The sequence below is a fragment of the Rossellomorea sp. ABR4_012 genome (assembly GCF_056159545.1).
On record NZ_JBSWVK010000006.1, the window covers coordinates 90,759 to 108,596 of the forward strand.

At 43.7% G+C, this 17,838-nt stretch carries 17 protein-coding genes; 12 read left to right on the plus strand and 5 right to left on the minus strand.

The window, feature by feature from the left end:
• Nucleotides 1-82 precede the first annotated feature (82 nt).
• The 6 genes from ACXAFV_RS20225 (at nt 83) to rlmD (ending at nt 6,981) form a co-directional block, all read left to right on the plus strand.
• On the plus strand, nt 83-1,879 hold the full coding sequence (locus tag ACXAFV_RS20225; RefSeq protein ID WP_475129117.1) for an L-lactate permease: 1,797 nt from the start codon (nt 83-85) through the stop codon (nt 1,877-1,879).
• Nucleotides 1,880-2,162: 283 nt separating this feature from the next.
• Nucleotides 2,163-2,810 carry a pentapeptide repeat-containing protein gene (locus ACXAFV_RS20230; protein ID WP_475129119.1) on the plus strand — a complete coding sequence of 216 codons (648 nt, stop codon included), beginning with the start codon at nt 2,163-2,165 and terminating at the stop codon, nt 2,808-2,810.
• A gap of 231 nt (nt 2,811-3,041) precedes the next feature.
• Nucleotides 3,042-3,863: a hydroxyethylthiazole kinase gene (gene thiM, locus ACXAFV_RS20235; protein WP_475129120.1), complete on the plus strand. Its 822-nt coding sequence runs from the start codon at nt 3,042-3,044 to the stop codon at nt 3,861-3,863.
• The gene (gene thiD / locus ACXAFV_RS20240; protein ID WP_475129121.1) at nt 3,850-4,656 is read left to right on the plus strand and encodes a bifunctional hydroxymethylpyrimidine kinase/phosphomethylpyrimidine kinase; all 807 of its coding nucleotides are present in this window, start codon (nt 3,850-3,852) and stop codon (nt 4,654-4,656) included. Before thiM ends, thiD begins: the two co-directional genes overlap by 14 nt.
• On the plus strand, nt 4,653-5,303 hold the full coding sequence (gene thiE / locus ACXAFV_RS20245) for a thiamine phosphate synthase (protein ID WP_475129123.1): 651 nt from the start codon (nt 4,653-4,655) through the stop codon (nt 5,301-5,303). The genes thiD and thiE overlap by 4 nt, the downstream gene beginning before the upstream one ends.
• A 310-nt stretch (nt 5,304-5,613) precedes the next feature.
• A complete protein-coding gene (gene rlmD, locus ACXAFV_RS20250) occupies nt 5,614-6,981 on the plus strand; it encodes a 23S rRNA (uracil(1939)-C(5))-methyltransferase RlmD (RefSeq protein ID WP_475129251.1) in 1,368 nt (455 codons plus the stop codon).
• Nucleotides 6,982-7,041: 60 nt separating this feature from the next.
• Here rlmD and ACXAFV_RS20255 read toward each other — a convergent pair whose 3' ends face one another.
• A complete protein-coding gene (locus ACXAFV_RS20255; RefSeq protein WP_475129125.1) occupies nt 7,042-8,007 on the minus strand; it encodes a quinone oxidoreductase family protein in 966 nt (321 codons plus the stop codon).
• 312 nt (nt 8,008-8,319) lie between these two features.
• Here ACXAFV_RS20255 and ACXAFV_RS20260 point away from each other — a divergent pair, with 312 nt between their 5' ends.
• The 3 genes from ACXAFV_RS20260 to ACXAFV_RS20270 all read left to right on the plus strand — a co-directional run bounded on the left by ACXAFV_RS20260 (nt 8,320) and on the right by ACXAFV_RS20270 (nt 10,626).
• Nucleotides 8,320-8,889, plus strand: coding sequence for a TetR/AcrR family transcriptional regulator (locus ACXAFV_RS20260; RefSeq protein WP_475129126.1), 570 nt, complete (start codon nt 8,320-8,322; stop codon nt 8,887-8,889).
• A gap of 49 nt (nt 8,890-8,938) precedes the next feature.
• Nucleotides 8,939-9,871 (plus strand): NAD-dependent epimerase/dehydratase family protein, encoded by a 933-nt coding sequence (locus ACXAFV_RS20265; RefSeq protein ID WP_475129127.1) that lies wholly within the window; start codon nt 8,939-8,941, stop codon nt 9,869-9,871.
• A 182-nt stretch (nt 9,872-10,053) separates the two neighbouring features.
• On the plus strand, nt 10,054-10,626 hold the full coding sequence (locus ACXAFV_RS20270; RefSeq protein WP_475129128.1) for a cysteine hydrolase family protein: 573 nt from the start codon (nt 10,054-10,056) through the stop codon (nt 10,624-10,626).
• Between the two features lie 134 nt (nt 10,627-10,760).
• Here ACXAFV_RS20270 and ACXAFV_RS20275 read toward each other — a convergent pair whose 3' ends face one another.
• The 3 genes from ACXAFV_RS20275 to ACXAFV_RS20285 all read right to left on the minus strand — a co-directional run bounded on the left by ACXAFV_RS20275 (nt 10,761) and on the right by ACXAFV_RS20285 (nt 13,554).
• The gene (locus tag ACXAFV_RS20275; protein ID WP_475129129.1) at nt 10,761-11,321 is read right to left on the minus strand and encodes an SCO family protein; all 561 of its coding nucleotides are present in this window, start codon (nt 11,319-11,321) and stop codon (nt 10,761-10,763) included.
• 146 nt (nt 11,322-11,467) lie between these two features.
• Nucleotides 11,468-12,880 (minus strand): sensor histidine kinase, encoded by a 1,413-nt coding sequence (locus ACXAFV_RS20280; protein ID WP_475129131.1) that lies wholly within the window; start codon nt 12,878-12,880, stop codon nt 11,468-11,470.
• Entirely contained in the window at nt 12,877-13,554 is a 678-nt protein-coding gene (locus ACXAFV_RS20285; RefSeq protein WP_475129132.1) for a response regulator transcription factor, read from the minus strand. Before ACXAFV_RS20285 ends, ACXAFV_RS20280 begins: the two co-directional genes overlap by 4 nt.
• Nucleotides 13,555-13,849: 295 nt before the next feature.
• Between ACXAFV_RS20285 and ACXAFV_RS20290 the strand changes: the two genes are divergently transcribed.
• Complete coding sequence (locus ACXAFV_RS20290; protein ID WP_475129134.1) at nt 13,850-14,326, plus strand: FixH family protein; 477 nt, start codon at nt 13,850-13,852, stop codon at nt 14,324-14,326.
• Between the two features lie 272 nt (nt 14,327-14,598).
• Here the strand turns inward: ACXAFV_RS20290 and ACXAFV_RS20295 are convergent, their stop codons facing one another.
• Nucleotides 14,599-15,249 (minus strand): MtnX-like HAD-IB family phosphatase, encoded by a 651-nt coding sequence (locus tag ACXAFV_RS20295; RefSeq protein ID WP_475129135.1) that lies wholly within the window; start codon nt 15,247-15,249, stop codon nt 14,599-14,601.
• A gap of 193 nt (nt 15,250-15,442) precedes the next feature.
• Between ACXAFV_RS20295 and dcuS the strand changes: the two genes are divergently transcribed.
• Entirely contained in the window at nt 15,443-17,059 is a 1,617-nt protein-coding gene (dcuS, locus tag ACXAFV_RS20300; protein ID WP_475129136.1) for a DcuS/MalK family sensor histidine kinase, read from the plus strand.
• Nucleotides 17,037-17,747 (plus strand): response regulator, encoded by a 711-nt coding sequence (locus tag ACXAFV_RS20305; protein WP_475129138.1) that lies wholly within the window; start codon nt 17,037-17,039, stop codon nt 17,745-17,747. The genes dcuS and ACXAFV_RS20305 overlap by 23 nt, the downstream gene beginning before the upstream one ends.
• Nucleotides 17,748-17,838: the final 91 nt, after the last annotated feature.

Genomic DNA, 17,838 nt, shown 5'->3' on the forward strand with positions numbered 1-17,838 from the left:
TAGGTTATATAACAGTGTTGCTTAGTATGCAGTTTTTAGGAAACAGTGTTTGGTATTACAAAACGGAAAGGGGAAACGTTTCATGAGTACTGGTATGTTGGCCATTTTATCTCTTTTACCCATTTTGGCTGTCGGTATTTTCCTCGTTGGCCTTAGATGGCCGGCAAGTAAAGCAATGCCCATTTCTTACATAGTCGCAGTCGGGCTTGCATTATTTGTATGGAAAGTGCCTGGAGCCAATGTGGCAGCAGCCTCTTTGAACGGACTGGTTGTCGCGGGGACTCTTTTGTACATCATCTTCGGAGCGATCCTGTTATTGAACACGCTGCAGGAGAGTGGCGGCATCAAGACGATTCGTCAGGGCTTTACCGACATTTCGGCAGACAGAAGGATACAAGTCATCATCATTGCATGGCTATTTGGTTCATTCATTGAAGGCTCCGCAGGTTTCGGAACACCTGCAGCAGTGGCAGTTCCATTGTTGGTAGGTCTGGGGTTTCCGGCGATGGCAGCTGTTATTGCCGGAATGGTGATTCAAAGTACACCGGTATCATTCGGGGCCGTCGGTACACCGATACTGGTGGGGGTCCAGACAGGTTTGTCGGCTGATGCAGGCATTACCTCCAACTTACTGGCATTCGTAACCGATATCGGAACGAAAGTAGCGCTGCTGCACATGGTCACGGGTACACTTATTCCATTGTTTGTAGTTGCGTTGATGACCAGGTTCTTTGGGAAAAACAAGTCGTTCTCAGAAGGAATCAAAGTGTGGAAGTTTGCTATTTTTGCAGCTTTTGCCATGACAATCCCTTATGTTTTTGTAGCGAATTTACTTGGACCTGAATTCCCATCCATGATTGGTGGTCTTGTCGGACTCGCCATCGTGATTACAGCTGCGAAAAAGGGATTTCTTATGCCTCCTAAAGAAGAAGCATGGGATTTTGAAGAAAGGTCAAAATGGGATCCTGAATGGAGCGGCAAGCTCGAAATCAAGGACATCGCTCATAAAAGCGGAAGCATGAGCATGACTCGTGCCTGGACCCCATATATTCTCGTAGGACTGTTTTTAGTATTGACTAGATTGAAATCGCTTCCATTCTTGGAGTGGATGCAAGCGTGGAAAGTAACGATTCCAAACATTTTTGGTACGGATATCAGCTCAAGCTTCCAGCCTTTGTATTTACCGGGCACCATCTTCATCGCCGTATCGTTGATTACATTCTTCCTCCATGGTATGAATGGAAGCGCCTACAAAAGGGCATGGGCACAGTCCGGAAAAACGATGATTGCTGCATCGACAGCTCTTGTCTTCACCGTTCCGATGGTTCAAGTATTTTTGAATACAGGAGGCGGGGCAGCCGGTTTTGAAAAAATGCCGATCGAATTAGCCAACGGAGTTGCAGCGTTAGCCGGCGAGTATTGGCCGATCTTTTCTACCTTCATTGGCGGTGTCGGTGCCTTCATCGCCGGAAGTAACACCGTAAGTAATATGATGTTTTCCCTTTTCCAATTTGATGTAGGTTCCCAGATAGGTGTCGATGCAACCTGGATAGTGGCCTTGCAGGCAGTCGGAGGGGCAGCAGGAAATATGATTTGCGTTCATAACGTCGTGGCAGCGTCGGCTGTTGTAGGGCTGGTAGGGAAAGAAGGAGCCGTCATTCGGAAAACGCTGCTTCCGTTTGCCTACTATGCACTCTTTGCAGGATCATTGGGCTATTCAATCGTTTGGTACTCTCAAAAGGGACTATTCAATCTCGGATCATTTATCGTGGCGGCCATCGCCATTGCGGCCATGTATATCATTGCCACGAATAATAAGCGCAGTAATTTACTGCTTTCAAAAAATAATATCGGCGGTCCGAAAGTGAAGCAGGGATAGTGTTATGATTAGATGAGTAAAACATAATCGTATAAAAAAATAGTATATATATGTCCAAAACCACCAGACCAGAAGAATGGGCTGGTGGTTTTTTTAAAGGCCCGTCCCAGCATGCGTTAACGCGTTAACGCGCGCTGGGACGGGCCTTGTTTTTGCTGCTGAAGCCGCGTGATATCAATGAGTAGCAGAGTCTTATTCGAAATTAAAGTCTTATATTTGATTTTTTCTTTTTCTACAATACGGTATATACCTCTTCGAAAACCATGAAAGGATGAGAGCAAGTATGACGAATCGATATAAATTAGACAAACCAAAAATCCAATCAAATCTGAAAAAGGCACAGTTTGAAGACGTTTATTATGAAGAAGACCCTTTATTGATAGATTGTGAGATACGGAATGCATTTGTAGAAGCGGAAGAGTTGGAAAAGTTGAATTTATCGAGCGTATATTTCAAGGGTGTAAGGCTTTTGAGTTCCTCTTTTCGTAAAGCGGATTTGACTGATGTAGTCTTTGATAACTGCGATCTATCCAACACCCGATTTGAAGAAGGGATTTTCCATAGAGTAACGTTCAAAGATTGCAAACTGCTTGGAATCGACCTTTCACAAGCGAACTTGAAAAATGTCTCGTTTGAGAATTGTATCCTGAACATCAGTAGTTTCATAGAGGCGAGATTAAAACAGGTCCTGTTTGAAAAATCTACTTTGCACAATGCAAATTTCTATCAAAGCCGATTAGAAAAAACTTCATTTGATCAGTGTGATTTGAACGACATCGATTTTACAGTGACCAATCTGAAAGGAATCGATATCAGTTCAAGCTTCTTTGAGAAGATCAACGTAGAAGCTGATAACCTGAGAGGATGCATTGTTTCTCCTCAGCAGGCTGTTTCCTTCGCCTCGCTGCTGGGTCTGAAAGTGAAAGAATAGAAAACGGCTATAAGACTTTCCCATGATTTCAGTGAAAAGCCTGACTTAAATCAAAGCGCTCTCCCCTTTTTTAGCCTGATCAGGTTCGTTTCGTGAAGACATATCCGACTGCCAGGAAAGGCCAGTCCCAGCCCTCTTTAACGCGTTAACGCAGGCTGGGACGGGCTTCTTAAGAGATGAAGTGGTAAAATAGTGATGAAATGGGATAACATTTTTGGGAGGGGACCGTTTATGTTTGAATTGGTGACTAAAGTAAGAGAAAAAAATCCGCTCGTACATAATATCACGAATGTCGTGGTGACGAATTTCACCGCTAATGGGCTTCTATCGCTCGGGGCGTCACCCGTGATGGCTTATGCCAAAGAAGAAGTGGCTGATATGGCAAGGATCGCAGGGGCGCTCGTACTGAATATCGGAACTTTGTCGCGTGAAGAAGTTGAGGCGATGATCATTGCGGGGAAAGCTGCAAATGAACAAGGTGTACCGGTTATACTCGACCCGGTGGGCGCAGGGGCAACAGCGTTCCGTACGCAAATGTCCCAGAAAATACTGAAGGAAATAAAGATCTCAATCATTAGGGGAAATGCTGCCGAAGTGGCGAATGTCGCTGGTGAAACATGGGCGATCAAAGGTGTCGATGCCGGTGCCGGCAATGGCAGTATCACACAACTCGCTGAAAAAGTGGCGGTACAGTACAGCTGTACGGTTGTGATCACGGGCGAGAAGGATGTCATCTCCAATGGGAAGACGACCAATGTAGTGGGAAATGGACATCAGCTATTGACGAAAGTAACGGGAACAGGCTGTCTGTTATCATCGATCGTCGGTGCTTTTGCAGCGATTGAAAAAGATACGGTGATGGCTGCGACCACAGCTGTTTCTGCTTACGGGATTGCTGCAGAAAAAGCAGCACGGGAATCAGCGGAAAAAGGCCCCGGAAGCTTTCAAATCGAACTGCTCGATCAGCTTTCCATGATTGGTGAAAAAGATGAAGAATTTGCTAAAATAGAAACGATCATGAATAAAGGCGGGTTTGAAAATGACTGTAAATAAAGCATTAACGATTGCCGGCTCGGACAGCGGCGGCGGTGCCGGTATCCAGGCGGACCTCAAGACGTTCCAGGAATTAGGTGCGTACGGGATGTCTGCGATCACCGCAGTGACGGCACAAAATACATTGGGTGTACATGGGGTATACCCTGTAAGCATTGAAGGGATTGTGAAGCAGATCGATGCAATCGGAGAAGATTTAGGGACAGATGCCCTGAAAACAGGCATGCTTTTTTCCAGTGAAGTGATCGAAGCGGTCAGCGAGCGCATTCATCATTACGGATGGAAGAATGTTGTCGTCGATCCGGTCATGATTGCAAAGGGCGGAGCGAAACTTTTGCAAGATGAAGCGGTCCGGGCGATGACTGAAAAACTCATCCCGCTGACAGCAGTCATCACACCGAATATACCGGAAGCAGAAGTGCTGACGGATTTGAAGATTGAATCAATGGATGACCGCAGGAAAGCGTCCAAAATTCTTGTGGAAATGGGGGCTGAATCTGTTGTCATCAAAGGTGGACATGCCGATGACGGGGAAGTGGTCGATTTATTCTATGATGGTACAAGCTTTGAAGAGCTCGTTTCCCCGAGAATCGACACACCCCATACCCATGGGACAGGATGCACCTTCTCGGCAGCAATCACGGCACAGCTCGCCAACGGATTGGCCATGAGGGATGCGGTCGTGACAGCGAAAGAGTTCATCCGCGCTGCCATTGAGGACGAGCTTGGCATCGGCGGAGGCCATGGTCCTACGAATCATTGGGCTTATAACAAACGGGGGGGCAACAGATGACGAAATATCAACAGCAGGAAATCGAAGAGCTGCTACAGCTTTATTTTATTATGGGAAGTACGAACTGCAAGAAGGATCCTGTTTACGTCCTTGAACAGGCGATCGAAGGAGGGATCACCCTTTTCCAGTTCCGTGAAAAAGGCAAGGGTGCCTTAGAGGGAATTGAAAAGGGGCGGCTCGCAGAAAGATTGCAGCGGGTGTGCAGCGACGCAGGAATACCTTTTATAATGAATGATGATGTAGACCTTGCCGTGAAGATGGGTGCGGACGGCATTCATATCGGACAGGAGGATCTCGCTGCAAACTTTGTCCGTGAAAGGGCAGGAGACAAGATCTTGGGCGTATCGGCACATACAATCGAAGAAGCAGAGAAGGCTATCGAGGACGGAGCCGATTACCTCGGACTCGGCCCGATCTACCCGACCATTTCCAAAGATGATGCACGCGCGGTCAGTGGACTTACGATCATTGAAAACTTCCGGAAAAGCGGCATTATCATCCCGATTGTAGGAATCGGCGGCATCACCGCAGCCAACGCACGGGACGTCATCCAGGCAGGCGCAAACGGCGTCTCGTTGATTTCGGCCATCGCAGCGGCGGAAGATGTTAAGAAAGCAACGGGAGAATTAAAAAAAGCGGTTGTGTAAAAAAAGGGGGCTGTCTAACTGTGCATTAAAGCACTTTATAGACAGTCCTTTATTTATTTTGATCACATTTTGCTTGATGATAGACAACCATGTTTTATTTTAATATTGACCAACCATCTCCCTAGTGGTCAAAGAGGAGATATTCTAAATACAATCTTATTTTGTATACCCTCTGCAGCCCACTATCGCATTGGAACCGTCCACACGTCTCTTTCAAAAAAGGTTGCATTCACACGCTGAATTTAATAAAGTATTAAGTTAGACAGTATGTATCAAGGAGGACCAGGAATTGCCTAATACCAATGAAGAAATGGTTGTTACTATACATGGATTGGATAAGAAAGGTTCAGGACAAGCCGAGGTTTGGCGAAAGAATGAACTTGGAAATCCGAAGAAATTAAGACTGATGATCCCTCAGACGCTCCCGGGGGAAACGGTGCGCGTGACGGTCGATCATCCCGAGAAAAAAAGACGGAAAGCGATGCCTGATGAAATCGTGGAGGCTCATCCTGAACGGACGGATGCGCCGTGCCCACACTTTGAACGCTGCGGTGGCTGCGTGTGGCAGCATTGGACGTACGAAGGACAGCTGAAGGAAAAGACGAAACATGTGAGGAAAGCGATTGAAGCCGAGGGCTTTGACCCGGCTCTTGTCCGTGACACGATCGGGATGGACGAGCCTTGGCAGTACCGAAATAAAATGGAATTCACATTCGCTCCTGATGGCTCCATGGGTCTTCATGAGCAGGGAAATTTCCGCAAAGTCATTTCACTCGAAACCTGCCTGATCGCCAGCGAGCAAATGGTGGAAGCAGCAATGGAAGTGGCTGACTGGGTGAAAGATCATGAGTTGGAAGGGTACAACAAAGATACCCATGAAGGGCTGCTTCGCCATTTGATGGTGCGTCAGTCTTTTGCAACTGGTGAGTTGATGCTTGCAGTATTTTCTACGAAGGGTCCTGAAGGTGAACTGCAATCTGCAGTGGACGACCTTAAAGCCCGTGTGGAGAAGAAGTTCCCTCATGTGAAAAGTCTATTATGGATGGAAAACACAGACTGGGCGGACCGTACGCAGGCTGAGAAAATTCATCTGCTTGCCGGCCGCGATTATATCAACGACGAAATGGATGGATACCGCTTCCGCCTGTGGTTTGATACGTTCTTCCAGACGAACCCGGTGCAGGCCCAGAAACTCGTTGACTTGGCGGTGGAAATGAGCCAGCCGAAGAAAACGGAAAAAATGATCGACCTCTTCTGCGGAGTCGGTACATTCTCCCTTCCGTTCGCCAGCAGAGTAGGGAAGCTTGCCGGCATTGAAATCGTCGAAAGCTCGATTGAGTCCGCTAAGCGCAATGCCGAGGATAATGGGATCACAAACACGTACTTCCTGGCGAAGGATGCACGCAAAGGGATCGACCAGGTGCTTGAAAGCTTCGGTCATCCGGAATTATTGATGCTGGATCCGCCTCGTTCAGGTGCAGGCGGGAAAGTCATGAGAAGAATCGGACGCTCCCAGCCGGAACGGATCGTTTATGTATCATGCAACCCGGACACATTCGCTACGGATATCAAGGAGCTTGAACCATTCGGCTATACGCTTGACGCTGTTCAGCCAGTGGATCTTTTCCCGCATACCGTTCACGTTGAATGTGTCGCTACATTGACATTGAATAAATAATAGAAAGGCCCGTCCCAGACTACGCTAACGCTTTAAAGCAGTCTGGGACGGGCCTTCTTTTTATGGGATCAATAAGATCTTGCCGGTACTCTTGCGGCTTTCGAGCAGTTCATGAGCTTTACGGCCGTCTTTCAAATCGAATAACACGGGATCTGCCACTTTCAAATCACCATCTGCTATCCATTCAAATAACTGGTTTGAACGGGTGATTCTTTCCTTGCTTGATGTCAGTACATTCCACAAGTCTCCGCCGGTAATTGTTTTTGATGTATCCATCAACATTCTTGGATCCACTGGTTCAGGATCTCCGCCAGCCATTCCAAAAAACACGACTGTTCCTCCAATTTTCGTAGCAGAGAAACTATCAGATAATGTGGATCCGACCGATTCGAACACCACATCCGCACCAAGTCCTCCAGTGGCGTCCAGAATCTTTTCCACCCAATTGTCGCTATACAAAAAAACTTCTGAAGCCCCGGTTCGTTGCGCGATTTCAGCTTTCTCAAGAGAAGAAGTGAGACCGATGACTTTCCCGCCAAGCAGAATGATCATCTGTACGAGTAATTGACCGACACCGCCTGCGGCTGCATGGACGATCGCCGTATCGCCTGATTGAATCTCATAGCTGTCGTGAACGAGATAATGGGCCGTCAACCCTTGCAGCAAAATGGAAGCTGCCGTTTCGAATGAAATGGTGACTGGAACAGGTATCGCTTTTTCAACAGGGACGGCAACCAGTTCGGCATTCGCAAAAGGCACATCGGCAAATGCAATCCGGTCTCCCTTTTTGATGGCTGACACATTACTCCCTGTTCCTTCCACGATTCCTGCACCTTCATATCCCAGCAGGTAAGGCGGCTGACCTGAAAGATGATAATTCCCTTTTCTTCTATAAACATCGGCGAAATTCAAGCCTACAGCCTTTGTCCGGACAAGAACTTCATTTGGTCCGATAGATGGATCTGGAATTTCTTTATAATGTAAAACCTCTGGTCCTCCAAATTCCTCAAATACAAGTGCTTTCATAAATTCCCTCTTTTCTCTATTCCTTCCCCATCGGAAGCCTTTCAGCACCTCTTTACTGCAACATCACAGTCTGTGAGGGGATTCCTACAGTGGAACCATTCTTTAACTGATACAGAAAGATGATAACGTAAGGGGAAGGGAAAAACAAATCCTACACCTCAGCTTGCAGGGGGCCCCTAATATTCCAACTGTCCTTAAGTTTGAAAGCAGTATTTAATAATTAGAAATATTGGAAAAATATTCTTGACTTAAATGTAGTCAACAGAATATAGTTTAATTAAACACTGGTCAATAAAAAGGATGATGTTTTAAATGGCACCAAGAAAAGCAGTTGAAAGGGAACTCACAAAAGATATGGTCATGACCGCCTCCCGTGAGCTTTTCAGGAAAAAAGGCTATCAACAGGTATCGATGAGACAGATTGCGGCAGCGCTGGGATACAGTCACGGCTCGATTTATTATCATTTTAAAAACAAAGCAGAATTATTTTTTGCCATGATCGAAAAGGATTTTAAACTTCTGGATCAGTGGCTTGATGACGTGATGAATCAGGAAATGGACAACGATAGCAAATTGAGGGAGGTGCTACTGGCATTCATCCGTTTCGGGTTGAGCCACAAAAGCCAGTATGAAATGATGTTCATGCTGGCTGATGAAGAAGTCAAATGTTATGTGAACAAAGGACCGAACGATTCTTATGAAAAATTTGCACGCTCGCTTATAGAACTTAGTAAGAGCGAGGTTAACATCCAGCAGACCTGGTCTATTTTCCTGTCGCTGCACGGTTTTGTCAGTCACTACTGCCGTTGTGATGAAACATATGAAGAAGTGAAAGACCTGGCACATTCCCACGTGAGTTTTATCCTGAAATCCTTAGGATAAAATTTTTTGAGGCTATTTGACCGATGGTTAATTAAAAGGGGGACTTAAGATGAAAAAGGCAATGGTTGTAGGTGCATCTGGAGGAATGGGGTACGCGCTCGTCATGGAGTTGGTCAACCGGGGGATTCAAGTGGTTGCATTTGCACGAGGAAAAGAGAAGTTGAGCAGGTTGTTTGGCGAAATGGACCTCATTACAATCCATACTGGCAACGCAGAAGTGAAAAAGCAGCTTATCGAGGCAGGAAAGGGCTGTGATGTCATTTTCCATGCAATGAACCTTCCATATCAAGAATGGAAAAATAAATTAGCTGCCATAACAGAAAACGTGATCTTAACAGCGGAAAAAAATAATGCCAGGCTGGCAATGGTGGACAATATCTATTCTTATGGAAAAAGCAGAGGCACTAAACTGACGGAGAATATAGTGAAGAATCCTCATACGCGAAAAGGGAAGCTGCGATTGGAAATAGAACAAATGATCAAGGGATCTGCTGTTCCGGCGTTCATTTGTCATTTTCCTGACTTCTATGGTCCTAATGCTACAAACACATATATACACTACACATTGGAGCAGATCTTAAAAAAGAAGAAGGCAGGATTCGTTGGACCAGGGAATGTTTCACGAGAGTTCATATATACAAAAGATGGGGCGAAGATCATGGTGGATTTGGCAAACAGCCCTAATGCGTATGGACAAAGCTTTAATATTCCAGCAGTTGCTCCGATAACCGGAAACGACCTGGAGAAGATTCTGAAGAAACAACTCGGGGCTGAGAAACAACTCTATTTCATCACAAAACCGATGTTCGCGATCTTCGCTATTTTCGCTGGGAAAGCGATGCGGGAAGCACTCGAGATGCAGTATATAAACTCGGAACCTACTATTCTTTCAGGTGAAAAAATAGAAAAGTTCATGGGTGAACTGAATGGAACTCCGTATGAGAAGGGAATAGAGGAAACGATTGCTTTCATGAAATCATAGTAAACAGGCTGTACAGTTTGCAGAGTTTTTTGATTTTTTCTGATGGATCATCATTCCGAAAGGATTCTCCTTCACACAGGTCGAACATAATGATATAGACCTCATAAGGAAATTTTCTATGAAAAATCATTCATTAGCTCTAAACAATTGAAGAATGACATTGAACAAAAGGGGAGATTCATTTGAAGCAGGCACTGCTTGTCATCGATGCTCAGCAGGAATTAATTGAGGGAAACGAAAAGGAACAGCCAGTTGTACAGAAAGAAAGACTGATCGAGACGATCAATCACGTCATCGGGAAGGCAATTGAAGCCGAAGCGAGCCTCATATTCATTCGTGATCTGGATGTTGGTGGAGGAAAAGGAGCAGGATTCGAGGTTCACAGTGGAATCGATGTCCCTGAGCATTCCGTGATCTTTGACAAATCGGCGACGAATTCATTTCATGGAACACCATTGCTCAGCTATCTAAAAGATAAAGATGTTAAGCATGTCGTAGTGATGGGGTGTCAAACTGAACATTGCATCGACACAGCCGTCAGATATGCAACCGTCAGCGGAATGGATGTGACGCTGGTGGAGGATGGTCATTCGACTAAAGATTCGCCCGTTTTGACGGGGGATCAGATCATCAAGCACCATAACCAAGTGCTCGATGGTCATTATAACGTTGATCATTTCTCTGACGTGAGACATTCAGATGAAGATTTATTTGTACCTAACCACAATGGTTATAGAAAAGAATATGGAATGTAAAAAAAGCAACCGTCCCCGATATATTCATACGAATACAACAGGGGACGGCAGGTTTTTTTTTTGTATCATTTACATCATTTAATGTGACTACACGTTTCAAATCAAAGGGAAGAAGGATACACCTGAACAATATCTTAATCCAGCTTCTCAACCTCCCGCACGATTTCATCAAAGTGACTTTTCTGAAAGCCGAAGCTGTTTGTTATGCGGCCGTACTGGTCGATGACATAAAAGCTGGTAGAGTGGATGACCTGGTCAGATGATTCAGGCTTTTGGATGAGTGTCTGAAATTCTTCTCTTGCGAATGCTTCAACTTCTGACTGTGTATAGCCCGTCAATAAATGCCAGTTGCCGGCATCTCCGCCGAATTTTTCAGTGAATGTTTTCAGTTTTTCCGGCGTATCGATTTCGGGATCGGCACTGAAAGAAACAAACTCCACTTTAACCCCTTCTTTTTTCATTTCCTCTTGCAGTGCTGCCATGCTGGCGGTCATCGGCGGGCATACGGTTTCGCAGCTTGTGAAGATGAAGTCAGCAATCCATACTTTACCCTTCAAGTCTTTGGTTCCAAATGGCTCGCCGTTCTGGTCGGTAAAGGTGAATGACTTCATTTGGTATTCTTTGTTTTTGCCAATTCCGCAGCCTGCCAACAGCATGACCAGGAGCAGGACAAAAGGGATGTATACATTTTTCATGAGAAACCTCTTTTCATTAGGCATTCTTGCACATGTCCATTGCTTACGGTGTGATGATCCCGATTCCTAAGGGCATGACTACTGCTAACGGTGCCAAAGCAATGTAACCAGCCTTATATATAAAATCTATAGGAGCCATATGAGCATCAATCAAATGTATCCTCCATCAATTTCAACACTACCAGAACCTCCGTACCCAATTCTACATCACTGTTAATCGTAATCGTTCCATCGTGAAGAGAGACGATTTTCTTCACAATGGACAAACCTAAGCCTGTACCACCGGTTGCCCGGGTTCGCGCCTTGTCTGTCCGGAAGAAGCGCTCACCTAGCCGCGGTAGATCTTCCTGATTGATCGTCGTGCCTTTATTGTTAATCCTGAAATACATTTGGTGTTCCATCCTGGTCAATTCAATCATGATGGTTTCATTATCCGGTGAGTATTTCACCGCGTTATCAACAAGATTATAGAAGACTTGTTCCATCCGCTTTAGGTCCCCCAGTATGATCAGATCCTCTTCAATATTTACGATTGTTTGAAGCTGTTTCTGTGATAGGCGGATCTTGAAGAGATCAAGGGTATCATACAGGAGTTGAGCGACGGCGATGGGCTCGTTGTTGATGACATACAGGCTTTCTTCCAGATAATTTAAGTCGATCAAGTCATGGACAATTTGATTTAGGCGGTTTGTTTCACGCTGAATTGTAGTTAAATAACTGTCTGCTTCTTCTCTAGATGAATACATAGTTTGTTTAAGAGCTTCTGTATACCCGTTAATATAAGTGAGAGGCGTCCGGAGTTCATGGACTACATTTGAAATGAATTCCTTTTTCCGATTCTCTTGTTCCTCCAGGGAGGAACTCATGATATTGAATGCTTCAGCAAGCTGTCCGACCTCATCAAACTCTGTTGGATGAAGTCGGTGGGAATAGTTTCCTTTTGCGACTTCCCGCGAAAGCTTCTGCATATCATGCAGCGGTTTGAACAATGATTGTCGAATCCGATTGACCACTAGAAATAGCAGGATAAAATAAATCGTTCCTGCAAGGATCAATATCGGCATGCTTGCTTGAAAGACTTCCTGCATGGCCTCAAGGGGGACATAGATGAATACGAGCCCGATCAAACCGGTTTCACCTTGAATGGGAAACACGGCACTGACAATATCCCGGTCGAAATTTTTGACATATCCTTCTTTCAAGACAGAGTTTCCTTCTGAAAGTCTAACCCGATCTGACTCGCTGAGGAGAGGTTTGTTCTCGATATTATAAGGGAAGTGCTCGCCAAGCTCCTCAAAGCTATTCACAACGATGACTTCATACTCAGAAACAATATTGAACCAGTGAATTTTTTCGATGATTTCTTCGTTCAAAGAGCCGTAATGATAATGGGCAGCCGTATTCTCACCCTGATGGAGTACAGAATCGCGAATGCTCTCCAGGTACAAATCTTTATAGAGAAAATGAAGGAAGAAGAATGAAAAAAGGATAGTCGCTCCAATACTCCCCAATATGAGAAGAAAGACCTTTTGACTTAATGAACTCTTTTGTTTTTTCAATGCGGCACCTCTAGTTTATATCCTTTTCCCCAAACCGTTTGTATCAGCTGTCCCTCATTCTTTAATTTGAGACGTATCGTTTTTATATGTGTATCCACCGTCCGTTCGCTTCCTGTATAGTGATCACCCCATACCAAATGAAGAAGCTGTTCTCTAGTAAAGAGCTTTCCTTGATTTTTTATCAATAGCAGTAGTAGTTCAAATTCCTTCAAGGTCAAAGAAAGTGGTTTTCCATGAAGTATAGCGGAATGAGAATCCACAATTATCGTAAGGGGACCTGCCGTGAAGGAGGCAGTTTGTACAGCCGCTGATTTTGATCTTCGTAAAACCGATTCAATTCTTGCAATCAACTCACCCGGGTGGAAGGGTTTCACGATATAATCATCCCCGCCTAAGCGCAGTCCGTGCACCTTATCCCATTCCTCACCTTTCGCAGTCAAAAATATGAGGGGAATATCATGCGTTTTCTTCAATTCTTCTGCAAAAGTAAAGCCATCCATGTATGGCATCATTACATCTACCAATAAAAGGTCAGGTGGAGTCTGGCGGATATAATGAAGGGCATCCATCCCGTTCGCTGCTTCTGCTACTTTGTATCCTTCATTTTGCAGAAAGGTTTGAACCAGCCTTCTCATTTGCTCTTCATCGTCTATGATCAATATGGTCGTGCTCATCACTAACTGACCTCCTAGTAACCCGTTTACATTTATCGTAGCTTATTATACCGTAAAAATGTGAAGTTTTTGTGAGAAGGGGTGTAAAATGGGGTGAGAAATACAGGATCCAATTATAATTGGCAACTTCAATCTTTCTTCACAATTCTTTGTTATGATAACCATAAAAGGGATAATATGAGACAGAATTACGGGGAAAAGAATAAGAAGCTGCACCTTAGTATTCTGTTAGCTCATTTAAAATGCCAAGACCAAAGCTTGGATAAGCGAAAATAGTATGATCGGAGGAAAAGAAGTGAAGAAATTATTTATGTTACTTATTTTGCTGACTGCTATCATCCTGTCGGCCTGCTCGGAAAGCAGTGACCAGGCTAAGCCTGAAAGTAGTGAAAAGGTACCTGAACAAGTCAACGCAGAAATTATGGGGCCAGAAGAGGTTTCCCTCAACCAGGAAACAACCTTGAAAGTAAAGGTGAGCCAAGGGGAAGAAAATGTTGACGATGCTGAAGAAGTGAAATTTGAATTATGGAAAGGCAGTAACAAGGACGATAGTGAAATGATTGAAGCCGAACATATGGAAGACGGTATCTACCAAGTAAAAACTACGTTTAAAGAAGATGGAATTTACTACGTGCAAACCCACGTCACAGCACGTGACATGCACGTAATGCCAATCAAACACATCGTAGCAGGAAATGTGTCTGAAGAAGAGCTGAAATCGCTTGAAGAAGAAACAGGTCATGATCACAGCGAAAGTGACCATCAACATTAAAAAATTTTTTTGAGTGAATAAATGTGCAATTAGGCGCATGCTTACGGCCACGTACTATGTTTTCGTGGCCGTAAGCATGCGCTTTTTTAAAATATAAAAAGCTTCAATGATCTCCTTTGTCGAAATCATTGAAGCAAATAAATTGTGATATTCGAGGCCTCTCCCGTCCGTACAGTGGTTAAGTGTCCCGCAACAAGCGAATGTTCGGGAGAGGCATATTCAGTATACTACTTATCACCGGTAAACGTAAAGCACATGGCGATTATGAAAGGTCAGTCAATAAGCCCCTTTTTCTGCAAGTGATCTACAATCTCTTTAAAACTGTTTACATTAATAGATGACAATGATTTATCCCTCAGGAGTTCTTGAAGCTGTGAAAAGGCAAACGTTACATCCGCTGCCTTCGCAGGATGCGAATCCGGTTCACTGTCTCCCGCGAAGTAAACTGTATCATATTCTCTTTTTAATTCAGTTATCACTTTTTCTTTGTCAATTCCATATCTCTCAGAGTAATGAGGATGGCTGCTGTCAATGTTCAAATGCACGTTTTTATCTTTATAATACCCTTCATTGGAAAACACTTTTACTCCTTCTACCCCATAATTATTCAGAAGATGGTGGATATAATAATCTGTTCCCGCGCTTAAAATGAAAAAATCCCCATCGTTTTCCTGAACTTTTTTTATGAAGGAGGGGACATCTTCATCAATCTCGATTGATTTGATATCATCAATGATGATCTTTTCCTCCTGATCAATGGAACCGAAAACAGCCGCTAAGAAATCTATATCTTTTATTTCTTCGGATTTCCATTGCTTATAAAGCTTTTTCCCATCGTCAAAGTACTTCTCAATCACGATATGGTAAAAATCTTTTTTTGTTATCGTGCCGTCGAAATCAGATACAAAAGCCCACTTTTTCATATTGAAACCTCCTGCAGCATGTACATTTCTCTCCATATACTTGTCATTTTTCAATAAAGGATACCTTTTGAATGATTATACTAAATCAACCTTTTAGAAAGTGCAAGAATACTCCCTTATAAATATGGCTCTGTCCATCACGATTAAATCATGTAAAATAAATAATCATACTAAAAAACCTGGAGTGACTCCTGTGAAAAAGAAGCAGCTTAAATTAAGTACTATCATCATTCTTTTCGTTTGCATCGTTGTCCTTTTGTCCCTTTTACTTACCGACTTGCTCATATCAAGGACGATCAATGCGAACATCGAATCTTCCATTGAAGAAAAAGCAAAGATCGTTTCCCGAACGGTCGCCCATTCGACGATTGTAAAGGATGGTTTAAAGAATGAGGAAGATGTTGATGGAATACAAGAATACACACTTGATATTCAAAAGTCTGCAGAAGTTTTGTTTGTAGTGGTGATGGATATGGATGGGATACGAAAATCTCACCCCAATCCAGAACGAATCGGCAAGCACTTTGTCGGCGGGGATGAGAAAGAAGTGCTCAAAGGGAAGGAAAGTTTGTCAATCTCAGAAGGAACTTTGGGGAAATCAGTGAGGGCTTTTTCACCTGTATATAATGATGAAAATCAACAAATTGGAGCCGTAGCTGTAGGGATTTCCCTGAATAGGGTGGAAGAAGCATTAAATCAAAGTCACCTGAATATTTTAGTGGGATCTATCATTGGGATCATTGTCGGAATCATTGGAGCCATAATTATTGCCAAATACATAAAGAAAATATTATTTGGGCTCGAGCCTATTACGATAGCGAAAATATTAGAAGAACGCAATACGATGCTTCAATCGGTTCATGAAGGAGTTGTGGCCGTAAATAGGGATACAACGATTTCACTAGTGAATAAATCTGCACTGAAGATATTTCATAAAGCCGGTTTAAGCAGTGATCCAGTCGGTTTACCCATTAAAGATTATATGCCCCAAACAAGGTTGGAGAGAGTCATGGAGACAGGGAAGCCTGAATTGGATGAAGAGCAAATGATCAATGGGGTATCCATTCTGGTAAACCGAGTTCCATTAATTGTGAATGATGAAGTCGTTGGAGCCATTTCTACCTTCCGGGACAAAACGGAAGTGAATCGCTTGGCTGAAGAGCTGACAGGAGTAAAGTCATATGCAGAAGCGCTGAGGGCACAATCGCATGAATTCATGAATAAAATGCATGTGATTCTGGGCCTGGAGAAGATGAAGGACTATACAAGGTTAAATCGTTACATAAAAGAGCTCGTTTCTTTTAGGCTGGATGAAGTGACCACCGTCTCTTCAAAGGTCAAAGATCCTGCTCTAGCAGGATTTATCATGGGGAAACTGAGCTATGCCAGGGAAAAGAATGTTGTGTTAACCATCGATTGTCACGATTTTATCCCGGAACCATCAGACCCGGTTGTTACACATGAATTGATCACGGTGATCGGGAACCTATTGGATAATAGCATTGAAGCGACGGCGGATCGCGATGTGAAAGAGGTGCTTTTGGAATTATCCTACCGGAATGGACTGTTTGAGATGATTGTAACAGACACCGGTAAAGGAATCCCTGAGGAATCGATTGAAGACATTTTTATCAAAGGATATTCTTTAAAAGGAGAAGGGAGAGGTTACGGACTCTTCTTAGTGAAGGAAAGTTTAAATAAACTCAAAGGGAATCTGCATGTAGAATCGAAAGAAGGCTCAGGGACGACTATGATAGCACAAGCTTTTTATAAGGAGGGGAAAATGTATGATAAAGGTGTTGATCGTTGAAGATGACCCAATGGTGGCCAGGCTCAATCAGACATATTTAGAGGATATAAAAGGATTTGATTTAATAGGAATTTCAAACTCCATAGAAGATGCCAAGGGTATGATGAAAGAGTATAAGGTAGATCTGATTCTGTTGGATGTCTACATGCCCGGGGATCAAACCGGTATGGACTTACTAGAGCAAATCCGGAAGGTACAGCAAGAAATAGATGTCATTCTCATTACGGCGGCATCTGAAGTGGAAAACATACAAATCGCTCTTCGAATGGGGGTTGTAGACTATTTGATTAAACCTTTCGAATTTGAACGATTCAAAAAAGCTTTGACATCTTATCGTCAGAGTAAACAAGTGCTTCAAAGTCAAACAACCATCGATCAGAGCGAACTTGATTTGCTTTTGCTGAAAGAAATAAAAGAAACTGAAGAAAAAACTGCGCTTCCTAAAGGGCTGACAAGGAGTACATTATCAGCCATTTACGAAGAGATTCTAAGCTTTGGCGAAAAGTCGTTTTCAACAGATGATATTGCAGAGTTGACGACTATTTCGCGGGTGTCGATAAGAAAATACCTTAAGTTTCTGAAGGGAATAGGTGTGGTGGATGAAACCTTGATCTATGGGATCGGAAGGCCGGTTTATCGGTATACGTTTAACAAACCAAACAGCTCACGACTTCAAAACTATCTTTAGGCAGCCCATTTGGCTGCTTTTTTTAATTTCAAAAGATAATCAATAATTTCATAATCTTTGAAAATATGAAGCGTTTTCATAAGATTGAAAT

Coding starts and splice junctions, on each gene's coding strand:
- ACXAFV_RS20225 (WP_475129117.1), top strand. CDS start 83: ATGAGTACTGGTATGTTGGCCATTTTATCTCTTTTACCCATTTTGGCT.
- ACXAFV_RS20230 (WP_475129119.1), top strand. CDS start 2,163: ATGACGAATCGATATAAATTAGACAAACCAAAAATCCAATCAAATCTG.
- thiM (WP_475129120.1), top strand. CDS start 3,042: ATGTTTGAATTGGTGACTAAAGTAAGAGAAAAAAATCCGCTCGTACAT.
- thiD (WP_475129121.1), top strand. CDS start 3,850: ATGACTGTAAATAAAGCATTAACGATTGCCGGCTCGGACAGCGGCGGC.
- thiE (WP_475129123.1), top strand. CDS start 4,653: ATGACGAAATATCAACAGCAGGAAATCGAAGAGCTGCTACAGCTTTAT.
- rlmD (WP_475129251.1), top strand. CDS start 5,614: ATGGTTGTTACTATACATGGATTGGATAAGAAAGGTTCAGGACAAGCC.
- ACXAFV_RS20255 (WP_475129125.1), bottom strand. CDS start 8,007: ATGAAAGCACTTGTATTTGAGGAATTTGGAGGACCAGAGGTTTTACAT.
- ACXAFV_RS20260 (WP_475129126.1), top strand. CDS start 8,320: ATGGCACCAAGAAAAGCAGTTGAAAGGGAACTCACAAAAGATATGGTC.
- ACXAFV_RS20265 (WP_475129127.1), top strand. CDS start 8,939: ATGAAAAAGGCAATGGTTGTAGGTGCATCTGGAGGAATGGGGTACGCG.
- ACXAFV_RS20275 (WP_475129129.1), bottom strand. CDS start 11,321: ATGAAAAATGTATACATCCCTTTTGTCCTGCTCCTGGTCATGCTGTTG.
- ACXAFV_RS20285 (WP_475129132.1), bottom strand. CDS start 13,554: ATGAGCACGACCATATTGATCATAGACGATGAAGAGCAAATGAGAAGG.
- ACXAFV_RS20295 (WP_475129135.1), bottom strand. CDS start 15,249: ATGAAAAAGTGGGCTTTTGTATCTGATTTCGACGGCACGATAACAAAA.
- ACXAFV_RS20305 (WP_475129138.1), top strand. CDS start 17,037: ATGATAAAGGTGTTGATCGTTGAAGATGACCCAATGGTGGCCAGGCTC.